Genomic DNA, 13,012 nt, shown 5'->3' on the forward strand with positions numbered 1-13,012 from the left:
GAGTGGAAGAACATGTAAAGCACAGGAATAAAATAAATGAAAAAGGCTTGCAAATTTGTCAGAAGTGTGTTAAACTTAACACTGTTGACAATTAAGTAATTAAAGTAAGTGAAAAAGCCAATAAAGTAAGTTATGTAAGTGAGGAAAACTAAAAGCCTTTAACTAATGAAATTTTGGCTAAAATGTAAGCTCTATAATTTTTTAATGATAGAACTTACTGATAACTTGTAGAATTATTTTATTGATGACCTTCAGTGTGTATAGTGACACACAGACAACAAAACATTTTTATTTATTTTAAGGAGGAAAACAATGTCCCCAGCTATCAAATGTCTTATTCTGTTGGCAGTAGTTGCATTATTCTTCGTAACTGAACTTATTCCTCTCGCAGTTACTGCTATTGGTGCCTCTGTGGCATGTGGCCTGTTAGGTCTGATCCCTGCTAAGCAAGTATTCAGCGGTCTGTCCAACTCTACTGTAGTACTTTTTGCAGGTATGTTCGTTGTAGGCGCTTCCATGTTCTACACCGGCCTGGCTCAAGAAATTGGTAACACCGTAGTTAAAATGTGCGGCACCAGCGAAAACAGCCTGATGTTCGGTCTGATGATCGTTGGTACTGTAATGTCCGCAGTTCTGTCCAACACCGGTACCGCAGCTTGCATGCTGCCGGTTGCACTGGGCATCTGCTCTGCAGCTAAAATTCCTGCTTCCCGTCAGTTAATGCCGTTGGCATTCGCTTGCGGTTGGGGCGGTATCATCACCATGGTAGGTACCCCGCCGAACATCATTGCAGTAGGTGCAATGAATGCTGCTGGTATCGAGCCGTTCGGTTTCTTCGAATTCGCTTGGATCGGTGTTCCTATCTCCGTAGCTGGTATGCTCTACATGATGTTCCTGGGCAAATATCTGCTCCCGAACAAACAACTCGATGCTGACCAAGAAATCGAGCAAGAGGTAGAGGCTAACGAAGTTTCCAGATCTAAACAAATGGTTTCCGGCGTTATCCTGCTGGGCGTAATCCTGGTAATGGCTGTTGGTATCCCGGGCGTATCCCTGGAAATGGCTGCTATCATCGGCGCTCTGCTGTGCGTACTGACCGGCTGCCTGACTGAAAAACAAGCTTATGCTTCCATCGACTGGGTAACCATTTTCCTGTTCGCTGGCATGATGCCTGTATCCTCCGCTATGGATAAAACCGGCGCTGGTAAACTCATCGCTGAATGGACTGTTGGCCTGATGGGCGGCGCTCCTTCTCCGCTGGTTGTAACCGGTGTACTGTTCATCCTGTCCTGCGGTCTGACTCAGTTCATGTCCAACACCGCATCTGCAGCTCTGCTGTGCCCGATTGGTATTGCAATTTCCCAAAACCTGGGCGCTGACCCGAAAGCAGTTCTGATGGCTATCGCTGTTGCAGCATCCTGCGCATTCGCAACTCCGGTAGGTACTCCTCCGAACACTCTGGTACTTGGCCCTGGCGGATACAGATTCATGGACTACCTGAAAGCTGGTTGCGGTCTCGTAATCGTATGCTTCATCGTATCCCTGATCGTTATTCCGATGGTTTGGCCGTTCTTCCCCGGCAAATAATTCCAGACTGACGAATAAAGCACCATATGCTTCGTCGCAAATGCCTTGACGTACTGGAAGTACGCCGGCGGCATCCGTTCCTCGCCTCTGGCACTTTCTCGCCAGCCTGGGGAATTAAAGACGAATAAAGCACCATATGCTTTATCGTAAATGCAAATTAACCCCTGTCACGAAAGTGACGGGGGTTTTTGTTATGTGTGTTGAATTTTGTTAATGGTGCCATAAAAAAAACACATCTTTTTGCTATACTTGCTTTGACCTCAAAAAGAGTAGAGGTTATAATAGTAAAGGAATATATCTAAGAATGAGGGATGCCAAATGATGAGTTTTGTGAAAAAGAATAAATATATCCTCGTAGCAGCTGCGATTTTGCTTGCAGGCAGCTATGGCGGCTATAAATATTATCAAAGCACGCAGGTTACAACTGCTGCTGTTAAGATGGGCGAAGTAAAAAAAGGCAACATTACGGAAACTGTTTCGGCAACCGGCGCATTAAGCGCACAGGATAATGTTGATATCAGCTCCAAGATTACCGGACGAATTGTTGAGGTACTGGTTAAGGAAAACCAGCATGTTAATGCCGGTGACGTACTGGTGCGCCTTGATGCTACATCTTTGAACGCAACGTTGGCACAGATGCAGGCCAAGCTGCATAACGCTCAGGCTAACTATGAACGTAATCTGAACCTGCTGAACCGCGGTGCAATCAGCCAATCAACATTTGATGGTGTGGAGGCCGATTATCTTGTAGCCAAGAGTAACTATGAAAAGGCTGCTTCTGACGTTAACGACACTGTTATTACTACACCGATTTCCGGTTATATTATTGGTAAGCCTACCCCGGTTGGCCAGACCATCAGCTCCGGTATCAGCACACCGCAGGTTATTATGTCTGTGGCAACGCTGGATAATATGGAGATTGAAGCAATGGTTGACGAGTCCGATATCGGTCAGGTCAAGGATGGACAGAAGGTCAAATTTACTGTTGATGCTTATCCAAACGAAACATTTACCGGTAAGGTGCGCTTGATTTCCCGCAGTGCAACTACGGAAAACAACGTTATCTATTATAAGGTTTATGTTACCGTTGATGATGCTAAGGGCAAGCTGCTGCCGACTATGACAGCAAGAACCGAGATTATTATCGATGAAGCAAACGATGTAACGATTGTGCCTCTGAACTGCATTTATAGCGAGGGCAACCGCCGTTACGTAAAGGTATATAACGAAAAGACTAAGGAAACACGTGATGTGGACGTAAAACTCGGCCTGACAAGCGACAGTGAGGTAGCAGTTACGGCAACCGGTCTTAATGTTGGTGACAAGCTGCTGGTGAAGAAGGCTGTCAGCAAGCAGACCAGTAACAGAATGGGCCCACCGCCGATGCACTAAGGAGGCGTTAGCTTTATGTCTGTTATCGAATTAAAAGATATTATGAAAACATATCAGATGGGTGACAGCGTGGTACACGCGCTTTATCACGTAAATCTGAAGATAGAACCAGGTGAATTTACTTCTATCATGGGTCCTTCCGGCAGCGGTAAATCAACAATGATGAATATTCTTGGCTGTCTGGACAGACCGACCTCCGGCGAATATTTTCTTGATGGCAAGGAGATTGCCGGCTATGATGACGATGAGCTGGCGCATACACGTAACGCAAAGATAGGCTTTGTCTTCCAGAACTTTAATCTGTTGGCTAAGCTGACAGCGCAGGAGAATGTAGCTTTGCCGTTGGTATATGCCGGTGTGGATGAAGAAGAGCGCATGGAGCGCGCTAAGAAGGCGCTGGAGGCTGTTGGCCTGGGCGAGAGGCTGGAGCATAAGCCTATGGAGATGAGCGGCGGTCAGCGTCAGCGTGTAGCCATTGCCAGAGCCTTAATCAATAATCCGGCGATTATTATGGCCGATGAGCCTACAGGCAATCTTGATACAAAATCCAGTTACGAGATTATGGATATCTTCAAGAAAATGAATGAAAGCGGCAAGACTGTGGTTATGGTTACCCATGAGCCTGATATTGCCGAGCAGACGAAGTGTATTCTGGTAATGCGCGACGGACAGCTGGTAAGTGATGAACGCAGCGGCGGCAAGACTGATTATGCTGCTATAGAGCTGCAGCAGATGCGTGACGGTACGCAGAGCTGATAAAGGAAGGTAGATATTTATGTTGAATGAAAGCATTAAAATGGCTTTGCAGGGCATGGTCTCCAATAAGCTGCGTACCTTCCTGACGCTTCTTGGTATTATCATCGGTGTTGGTGCTGTTATTGCGATGGTCAGCTTGGGCTTTGGCCTGAAAGAGAATGTTAAGAGCAATATCTCCAAGCTGGGCAGTAACCTGCTGATTATTACCTCCGGCGGCCGTACTGCCAGTGGTGCACGTCTGGCAGCTGGTGAAGGCGTTAAGCTGACGTATGATGATATGCAGGCTATCGGGAAGCAGGTTGACGGCATTGCCAACATTACGGCTAGTGTCAACAGAAGCTATCAGATGGTTGCAGGCAATCAGAACTGGACCAGCCGTGTTGAAGGTACAACGCCAAGCAACTTTACCATTTCCAGTCTTGAGGTTGATGACGGACGTATTTTGAATGATCGCGACCTCATAAGCCGCGGCAGGGTGGCAGTTATCGGTAAGACTGTTGCTGACAGCCTGTTCCCCGAGGGCAATCCTGTGGGTAAGATTATGCGTATTAACAAGGCACCGTTTCAGGTTATCGGTGTTTTGAAAAGCAAGGGCCAGGGCAGCATGGGCATGGACCAGGACGACGTGGTTTATGTTCCTCTGACAACGGCACAGAACCGCATGATGGGTATTACGAATGTACAGCGCATCACGGTACAGGCTGAGAATGAAAATATTATTAATGATGTACAGGCTGATGTAGAACAGGTATTGCGTACCCGCCACAAGATTAAAGAGGGCGCTAACGATGATTTCACCGTAGGCAATATGGCGCAGATTATGGAAACTATGATGGAAACAGCCAATAATATTACAATACTTCTCGGCTGCATTGCTGCTATCAGCCTTTTGGTAGGCGGTATCGGTATTATGAATATTATGCTGGTGTCTGTAACAGAGCGTACACGTGAGATTGGTATCCGCAAGGCCTTGGGCGCTACATATAATAATATCCTGCTGCAGTTTCTGGTTGAATCCATGGTAATAGGTATTATCGGCGGCACCTTAGGTGTAATACTCGGTATCGGTGCTTCCTGCATCATCAGCAGTATGGCAGGCTGGAATACGGTTATTTCCGTTTGGGCGATTGTTATTGCGGTATTCTTTTCTGTCGGCATCGGTCTGTTCTTCGGCATTTACCCGGCACGTAAGGCAGCGCTGCTTGACCCGATTGATGCTTTGAGATACGAGTAAAATAATATGATAAAGTGAAGATAGGATATCTTCACTTTATCTTTAAAATTGGAGAAAAAATGACAAAACGAGAACCTAAACCCCCTACATTTAAAGATTATTTGCAGGCCTTTTCAGATTATCTGAGAAGGCCTAAAACTGTTTTTGATTTCAAAGACCGTACAAAGGGAATTTTATTGCTTATTGCGATAATAATTCTGCTGCAGAAGGTTGTACAAATGCTGAGTGATTGATATAATAAAATAATAGAAAAGTGTTGAGCAAGGAGGATGACTGTGACGGGAAAGGGACTTGGTATTTTAGGCGGGACCTTTGATCCTATTCATATAGGGCATCTGCGTATTGCTGAAGCTGTTTACGAACGTATTGCACTGGAACAAATTATTTTTATCCCGGCTTTTGTACCACCGCATAAGGTAGGGCAGGATTATGCGCCGGCAGAGCATCGTTATGCGATGACTGAGCTGGCGGTAAAGCCGTATCCGCATTTTACCGTGTCGGATATGGAGCTGCGGCGTAGCGGCGTATCCTATACGATAGATACCCTGCGTGAGCTGCGGCAGATATATCCGGATAAGGAGCTTTATTTTATTATCGGAGCTGATTCGGTGGCTCAACTGCATACATGGAATTCTATCAACGAAATGCTGCAGCTGGCAACCTTTGTAGCTGCCGGCAGACCGGGTTACGAAGGTGTGATGGAAGAGGTAGTGCATCATTTGGGCGCTGCTGCCGCAGAAAGAATTATGTTGCTGCATACACCCGAATATGATATTTCATCTACCGAAATAAGGACAAGGCTGCATGAAGGAGCGAGCCTGGCGGGTTTGGTGCCGCGGGCTGTGGAGCAATATATCAATGCTCACAATTTATATCAAAGGCAGGGATGAAGCAGAAATGATGACAATAGACGAAATGAAACAGCTTTTGCAGGCTTCCTTGCCGCCGAAGCGTTATAAGCATTCCGTACACGTTTACGAAACCGCTTTGGAACTGGCAAAGTCACATAAGCTGCCGGAAGAAAAAATAGCGATTTGCGCGCTGCTGCATGATTGTGGCCGTGAGGTTGCCAGCAAGGAAAGTGCGGCGAAGGCAGATGCACTGGGAATTGCTATCGATGATGTAGAACGTAACCAGCCGATTTTGCTGCATGCTAAATTAGGCGTATACTATGCGCAGACCAAGTATGGTGTAACAGATAAGGAAATTTTGGCAGGTATTGCGCAGCATACAACTGGTGCCGCTCATATGACGGATTTGGCAAAGGTTGTATTTTTGGCAGATATGATTGAACCGGGAAGAGATTTCCCGGGGATAGAGGATTTGCGCAAGCTGGCACATAAAAGCCTTGATAAAGCAATGCTTAAGGCTTACAGCAATACTATTGAATATCTGCTTGCCGGCGGACAATTAATTCATCCGCATTGCATTGACGGCTATAATGAGCTGATGCTGGCGCAGAAATCAGATAACAAATAGGCAGGCAGGGCAAGTATGGAAGAAAATAATAATCAACAGCAGCCGGCAAAACGTCGTACCAGACGCAAGTTTCGCTGGGGAAGATTGCTTTGCTTACTGCTTTTTGCAGGTCTGTTAGGAACAGCACTTTTTTTCGGAACCTGTTGGATTTATAACAATTTTATCAATCCGCCGCATGTAAGCGTAACTGCGGCAGACGATAAAATACGTGATGACCAGAAGCTCAATGAACGCATCAACGTTCTGCTGCTGGGCATTGATGATGGCGACAGTGAGGCAGCGGAAAGCGAGCCTAAGCGTACAGACGCGATTATTCTGCTGAGCTTTGATCCGCAGAATAATAAGGTAGCGGTTTTATCTATTCCGCGTGATACGAAGGTAGTGCTTCCGGGACACAAGGATCCGGAAAAAATTAATGCAGCCTATGCCTATGGCGGAGCTGTGATGGCAAAGCAGACCGTGGCTAATCTGCTGCGTGTGCCTATCCATTATTATGCGTTGGCAAACTGGCGCGGCTTTATTGATGTTGTAAATTTAATCGGCGGCGTAGATATTTATGTAGACAAGGATATGTATTACGAGGATCCTTATGCTGATTTGGTTATTGATATCAAACATGGCTATCAGCATATGGATGGTGAAACTGCCGGTAAATATGTGCGCTTCCGCAAGGATGAGCTTGGTGATATCGGACGCGTGCAAAGACAGCAGAAATTCCTGAAGGCAGCTGCCGAGCAGATGTTTTCCGTGCAAAATGTGGGCAAAATAAGCAGTCTGCTGGCAACGCTGGACAAATATGTAGAAACAGATCTTAATACCTTGACGATGCTTAAGGCTGCCAACAGCTTTAAACTGTTTGGTGATGACAAGCTGCGCAGCTGTATGCTTTATGGCAAATTTGACGATAGCTCCGGTGTAAGCTATTGGAATGCCGAGCAGGCTGACGTAAACAAATCCTTGGATGAGCTTGGTATACCTTATCTTAAAGATGAGGAAGATACCGCAACAGAAGCAGAAGAAGAGCCGAAGGAGCATCTGCAGCCTAAGGATAGAGATGAATTGGAAAAAGAAGCAAAGCTTGCTGAAAAGGCAAGCAATAATTAAGGAGGATGTTTAATGGAAACTAAAGACATTGCACAAAAAATTGCGGCTGCGGCCAATGACAAAAAAGCAAAGGATATACTTTTATTAAATATGGAAGGCTTATCTCCCGTTACCGATTTTTATGTAATCTGCAGTGCCGGCAACAGCACTCTGGTTAAGGCAATTGCCGATAATATCGAAGACAAGCTGGCAGAAGCAGGCGTGCATCCTACCCACAAGGAAGGCTATGCTGACGCACGTTGGGTACTGTTGGATTACGGTGATGTTGTTGCTCACGTTTTCCTGGAGGAAGAACGCGATTTTTATAATTTAGAGCAGCTGTGGGCAGATGCTCCGTCTGAAAGCTTTGTGGAGAATACGGATGATTGATAATAAAAAATTCAGCAGAAGCAAGAAGGCTCCTGTTGTTACGAACAATACTAAATACCGTCCCGGTGATGTAGTCAGCCTCAAGGTTGTGCGTGCAAATGAAAATGCCGCATTCCTTGACGCAGGCACCGGTAACACCTCTGACGATATCATGCTGCATAAGCTGCAGCAGACCTCTGAGGTTAATATTGGCGATGAGGTAAAGGTATATCTTTACCTTGATCCCAGCAAGCGTCTGACGGCCAGCATGAAGCTGCCGAAGATGCGTGAAGGCCAATTAGGCTATGTACGTGTGCTGAGCGTTACCCGTGACGGCGGCTTCGTTGATATCGGCGCAGAGCGTGGTGTGTTCCTGCCCTATAGCCAGATGCGCGGTCATGTAAACCCCGGTCAGCTCGTATGGGTAAGACTGTATCGCGATAAGAGCGGCCGTCAGGCTGTGACGATGCGCGTAGAAGAAGATATGGTGAAGGCTTCGAAGCCTGCAGAAGGCTTGAAAATCGGTGATAAGGTTACCGGTACGATTTACAACATTCTGCCGGAAGGCTTCTTCCTCTTTACAAACCAACGCTTTATTGCTTTCTTGCATCGCAGTGAAGTGCCTGGTGGCAGACTTGACTTCGGCCAGGAGGTTACCTGCCGTGTAACCTATCTGCGCGAGGATGGACGTATTAACGTTTCTATGCGTCTGCAGAAGGAGAATGCACTTGTTGCGGATGCTCAGGATATCTATGATTTCCTGGTGAAGCGCAATGGCAGCATGCCTTACTGCGATTCTACGCCGCTGGAGATTATCAAGCAGAAGTTTGGTATCAGCAAGGCTGCCTTCAAGCGTGCTCTGGGCCATCTGATGAAAGAGGGCAAGGTGCGTCAGGAGAACGGCTGGACCTATCTGACTGAAGGTCATCAAGAAAAGTAAATTTAATATTTGAAGCACAAAAAAACCTGTTAGCTGAGTTTTTCAGCTAACAGGTTTTAATTATCGCAGTCTGAAGGTGAAAGGTAAGCGCAAATAGCAGCGAACCTTTTGGCCGTTAGTACCGACAGCGCTGGTGAAGCGCCATTTATAAGCGGCATTGATACCTGCCTGGTCGAGGTTAGCATTACCGCTGGAGCTTACGAGGGTAACCTCATCAACAGTACCGTTGGTATTGACCAGAAGGCGTACAACGCCTGAACCGGTGATGCCTGCATTGCGTTCTGCAGCAGGATATACAGGGTCAATCTTGCGGATAATACGCGGCATAACAGCTACAGCGCCGTTACCATTGCCGGAACCGTAACCGCTGCCATTGCCTGTGCCGTGGCCGCTGCCGTTACCGCCGCCACTGCCGGAGCCTGTGCCGGGGCCGACACCGCTGCCGTGGCCGCTTCCCTGACCGGTGCCGCTGCCCTTACGGGCAACTTTTTTTACAGCAGATTTTTTATGTACAGGTTGAGGCTTGTTGTCATCGTTTTTCCAGATAGCATCCGGATCCGGTGTAGGCTCTTCCTGTACCTCCTCTTCAGTAGAGTTTTCTTCGTCGTTTGCATTACTGTCTTCGATATCGGCATCATTGCCGCCACCGCCGCCGCCGCCGAACAGTGATACCTCTACGATATCGTTAGCAGGCGGATGCGATAAATTAAACAGTCCGACGAAGCTTACGAAAAGTAAGATAAAAATATGTGTTACGATAGAACCGATAAAACCGATTCTACTGCGTTGACCAGAATTCATTATTTACCAGCTCCATCCGTTGCCAAACCAAAGCGGGTAATACCTGCGCCTTTAAGTTTATCAATAAGTTCAATAACACGACCGTAATCAACATCCTTGTCAGCTCTGATAACAATAGCAAAACGAGGATTATTTTTTTGCTCGATTGAGGATTGGGTTATTAAAGATTGGATATCTGTCGGCGCATCGCCAAGATAAAGAGAGCCGTCATTTTTCAGGGATACAGCGAAGGTTGTCGTTGTATCAGTAGCAGCATGTGCTGCCTGCGGCAGTTTTACGGGAATGGTTTTCAGGTCGATCATGTACATTGTGCTGAGCATGAAGAATACCAGCAGGAAGAACATGATATCGATCATAGGGATAATAATAAGCTCCGGTGTTTTTCTATCACGTACATTGCGCAGCTGCATTATTTACCACTCCTTGTTTCTGCTTCGAGAAGAGCACTGAAGCATTGCTCCATGTCGGTAATCATATTATCCATACGATGAGCAAAATAAGAGTGTGCGCACAAGGAAAGAATAGCTACGCAAAGACCGGTAGCGGTAGCGATAAGTGCTTCGCCGATACCGCCGGTAATAGCGATAGGAGCGCCGGATTCCAGATTGAAGATACTGAAGGCGCCGATCATACCAACGATGGTACCGAGCAGGCCCAGCAGCGGGGACATAGTAACGATAATAGCAAGGTAGTCCAGTTTGTTTTTCAGTTTAGCAATGAAAATACCTGCCTGGCTTTCCAAAAATGCTTTTTGCTGTTCTCTGCCGTCGGTGATTTTTGCAGCATCAGCAACGATTTTAGCGCATTCGCCGGTGGTTGCTTCAGCTAATTGAAAAGCTTCTTCTCTTTCGTCAGCTCGCAAAAGTTCGCAATACTTAGCGGCAAAGGGCTGACCGCTGTCTTCTGCCTTGTAAAACAGAAAACGCTCAATAGCAATCGCAATTACTGCGATTGAGCAGAAAAGCAGCGGCCACATAACGAGACCGCCTTTGTGAAAATACATAATTGTTTGTTGAATTGCTTCCATGAATTGCCTCCTAAAAATACTCATCATAAAAATTTTTTGGCAGCAGCAACTGCCACAGCTTGTTTTGAAAAATGTTACAAGCTGAATTGTGTTAATTTATAGTATATATTATCAATATGTAAAATGCAAGAGGTTAAGGGAGATAATTAGCTGAAAGTGTTTAGAATGTAACAATGTTGACTTAAGGTAGCAGAAAAATAAAAGCGAGGTATTTCTTTATGTAGAAATTAATGGAAAAGACATAAAGAAATTTGAGAATTCAAAGCATACCTTTATTTTTTCTCTTTCAACTGCCTATCTCTTGCAGACTTCCTTATAATGGTATATAATTTATCTAATCCAGATTATACAAATCACGATTAGATAAATGAGGTGAGTAAGATGTTTATTGGCCGTGAGGAAGAACTGAAATTTTTAGAGGACCGATATAACAGTGCGGATGGTCAGCTTGTAGTGCTTTACGGCAGAAGACGTGTAGGCAAAACAGAGCTGCTGCGTCAATTTTGTCAAGATAAAGAGCACATTTTTTATACTTGCACAGAAATTATTGATGAAAAACAGCTTGAAGCGTTTAGTAAGCGATTATTGGAAAAGAATCAGCAGGCGGCAAAATATATTACACGCTTTAGTGATTGGGAGCAGGCCTTGCTCAGTATAACGGAGCTGGCAAAAGATAAAAAAATAGTTGTAGTTATTGATGAATTCCCCTATATGGTTAAGGGGAATAATGCTATTCCTTCTATTTTGCAAAAGCTGTGGGATGAGGTTTTAAAGCAGTCTAACGTAATGCTGATTTTGTGTGGCAGTGCAATGTCATTTATAGAAAAAGAAGTTTTAGCAGAGAAAAATCCGCTTTATGGACGTGCTACGGGAATTTTAAAAATGCAGGCAATGGATTTTTATTCTGCTCAACAGTTTTTTCCTAATTACAGCATTGAGGATAAGATTACTGCCTATGCAATTTTGGGTGGTATTCCGCATTATTTAAAGCAGTTTTCCGATAAATACTCTCTCGATGAAAATATTGTGCGTAGTATTTTAAGCAGAGGCAGTGTGCTTTACAGTGAAGTGGAGTTTCTTATGCGTCAGGAACTGCGCGAGACGAGCGTTTATAATGCAGTAATTGAAGCAGTTGCGTTAGGCAATACCCAATTAAATGATATTTATCAAAAAACGCAGATTGATAAAAGCAAGCTGAGTGTATATTTGAAAAATCTTTTGGAATTGGGAATTTTGTGCAGAGAGTTTTCTGTGGATGCCAATATTAAGGAGCAAGCTAATACACAGAGAGGCTTATATAAGGTTACCGACAATTTCTTCGGTTTTTGGTATGCCTTTGTTTTCCCGAATTTATCTGAGCTGGAATCAGGCGATGCAGAAGGAATTTATCAATATGTTGTCAAGCCTGAGCTGGAGCGTTTTACATCATATGTATTCGAAGATGTTTGTCAGCAATATTTACGTAAGCAGAACAGAAAACATAGTTTACCGTTTTATTTTACCAAGATTGGTCGCTGGTGGAACAAGACTGATGAGATAGATATTATGGCAGTTGATTACAGGCAAACGCAAATACTTTTGGGCGAGTGTAAATATAAGCACAGACCGGTGGATGTAAAGGATCTTAAGCATTTCTTAGCAAAAAAAGTAGCGCAGGATAAAAGCTTATATTATTATTTCTTCTCAAAAGCCGGTTATACAGAGCAAGCGGTTGCTTATGCGGCAGAACAGGGAATAAAGTTAGTTTCCTTAGATGAGTTGGTTTAGGTGTGTAGGATAGAAAAATCATAAAAACTCTGAGAAACCGAAGTTTTACTTTGACTTCTCAGAGTTATTTATTTTTAGAGTAGTAAAATATTCTATATACTTACTTTGGCAAACTAATTAAACTAATATTATAGGTAATGATAATATGTAAACTGTTCTAACATAACAGCGATATATATCAATTGTTGTTGATTGCTAATGCAATTTCATGTTACTTGACGTAGTATGTGCGTTATGCTATAATTCTGCGTGAAAAAGTAGATTGCAATAATGAACAAATGAATATTATAGACCTATCGGGTGTCGAAAGACTTAATAAGTAAGCGGGTGCGAAGCCTGCGCTGTCACGCAGCTGTAAAGTGGAGCAAGCCTAAAGGATGTCACTGGGAAACCGGGAAGGCGAGGATTGCGAGGAAACTGAGCCAGAAGAATTGCCTGAGAAAGAAAAGACCAAAGTATGCTGCGAGTGACAGGAGAATGGTAAAGTACAAGTGCGCTTTTCTGTCATTGTGCAGAAGGGCGTTTTTTCTTGCCGGAATACGGAACGCCCACAATAAAACATGCTTTTAACCGGAGC

The 13,012-nt window shown here is 44.8% G+C and carries 14 protein-coding genes and 1 riboswitch; of the genes, 11 read left to right on the top strand and 3 right to left on the bottom strand.

Translation table 11 applies throughout. The annotated features are described in order from the left end of the window. Nucleotides 1-312: 312 nt before the first annotated feature. From KAH19_RS06390 to KAH19_RS06435, 10 genes are all read left to right on the top strand, one after another. Nucleotides 313-1,587, top strand: a complete 1,275-nt coding sequence (locus tag KAH19_RS06390; RefSeq protein ID WP_210683884.1) for an SLC13 family permease — start codon at nt 313-315, stop codon at nt 1,585-1,587. 318 nt (nt 1,588-1,905) lie between these two features. Then, complete coding sequence (locus tag KAH19_RS06395; RefSeq protein WP_210683885.1) at nt 1,906-2,979, top strand: efflux RND transporter periplasmic adaptor subunit; 1,074 nt, start codon at nt 1,906-1,908, stop codon at nt 2,977-2,979. Between the two features lie 15 nt (nt 2,980-2,994). Further along, entirely contained in the window at nt 2,995-3,735 is a 741-nt protein-coding gene (locus tag KAH19_RS06400) for an ABC transporter ATP-binding protein (protein WP_210683886.1), read from the top strand. A 19-nt stretch (nt 3,736-3,754) separates the two neighbouring features. Then, entirely contained in the window at nt 3,755-4,969 is a 1,215-nt protein-coding gene (locus tag KAH19_RS06405) for an ABC transporter permease (protein ID WP_210683887.1), read from the top strand. 59 nt (nt 4,970-5,028) lie between these two features. Then, nucleotides 5,029-5,202: a hypothetical protein gene (locus KAH19_RS06410; RefSeq protein ID WP_021720142.1), complete on the top strand. Its 174-nt coding sequence runs from the start codon at nt 5,029-5,031 to the stop codon at nt 5,200-5,202. 36 nt (nt 5,203-5,238) lie between these two features. Further along, entirely contained in the window at nt 5,239-5,859 is a 621-nt protein-coding gene (nadD, locus tag KAH19_RS06415; RefSeq protein WP_363316381.1) for a nicotinate-nucleotide adenylyltransferase, read from the top strand. Continuing rightward, complete coding sequence (gene yqeK, locus KAH19_RS06420; protein WP_210683889.1) at nt 5,828-6,448, top strand: bis(5'-nucleosyl)-tetraphosphatase (symmetrical) YqeK; 621 nt, start codon at nt 5,828-5,830, stop codon at nt 6,446-6,448. Before nadD ends, yqeK begins: the two co-directional genes overlap by 32 nt. 15 nt (nt 6,449-6,463) lie before the next feature. Then, nucleotides 6,464-7,552, top strand: a complete 1,089-nt coding sequence (locus KAH19_RS06425) for an LCP family protein (RefSeq protein WP_210683890.1) — start codon at nt 6,464-6,466, stop codon at nt 7,550-7,552. 12 nt (nt 7,553-7,564) lie between these two features. Beyond that, nucleotides 7,565-7,921, top strand: a complete 357-nt coding sequence (gene rsfS / locus KAH19_RS06430) for a ribosome silencing factor (RefSeq protein ID WP_009144648.1) — start codon at nt 7,565-7,567, stop codon at nt 7,919-7,921. After that, entirely contained in the window at nt 7,914-8,840 is a 927-nt protein-coding gene (locus KAH19_RS06435) for a S1 RNA-binding domain-containing protein (protein WP_210683891.1), read from the top strand. The genes rsfS and KAH19_RS06435 overlap by 8 nt, the downstream gene beginning before the upstream one ends. Nucleotides 8,841-8,900: 60 nt before the next feature. On the opposite strand, the gene KAH19_RS06440 is transcribed toward KAH19_RS06435, so the two are convergent. Genes KAH19_RS06440 through KAH19_RS06450 form a run of 3 tightly spaced genes read right to left on the bottom strand, consistent with a single transcriptional unit; the run spans nt 8,901 to nt 10,668 of the window. Continuing rightward, on the bottom strand, nt 8,901-9,641 hold the full coding sequence (locus KAH19_RS06440) for an energy transducer TonB (protein ID WP_210683892.1): 741 nt from the start codon (nt 9,639-9,641) through the stop codon (nt 8,901-8,903). Continuing rightward, nucleotides 9,641-10,051, bottom strand: coding sequence for a biopolymer transporter ExbD (locus KAH19_RS06445; RefSeq protein WP_009144651.1), 411 nt, complete (start codon nt 10,049-10,051; stop codon nt 9,641-9,643). The genes KAH19_RS06440 and KAH19_RS06445 overlap by 1 nt, the downstream gene beginning before the upstream one ends. Further along, nucleotides 10,051-10,668, bottom strand: a complete 618-nt coding sequence (locus KAH19_RS06450; RefSeq protein WP_246869316.1) for a MotA/TolQ/ExbB proton channel family protein — start codon at nt 10,666-10,668, stop codon at nt 10,051-10,053. The genes KAH19_RS06445 and KAH19_RS06450 overlap by 1 nt, the downstream gene beginning before the upstream one ends. Nucleotides 10,669-11,049: 381 nt before the next feature. Between KAH19_RS06450 and KAH19_RS06455 the strand changes: the two genes are divergently transcribed. Beyond that, nucleotides 11,050-12,435, top strand: a complete 1,386-nt coding sequence (locus KAH19_RS06455; protein ID WP_210683893.1) for an ATP-binding protein — start codon at nt 11,050-11,052, stop codon at nt 12,433-12,435. A gap of 281 nt (nt 12,436-12,716) precedes the next feature. After that, nucleotides 12,717-12,889, top strand: a riboswitch (cobalamin riboswitch). Nucleotides 12,890-13,012: the final 123 nt, after the last annotated feature.

The organism is Phascolarctobacterium sp. Marseille-Q4147 (assembly GCF_017968825.1).
In the GTDB taxonomy this organism is placed as follows: Bacteria; Bacillota; Negativicutes; order Acidaminococcales; family Acidaminococcaceae; genus Phascolarctobacterium_A.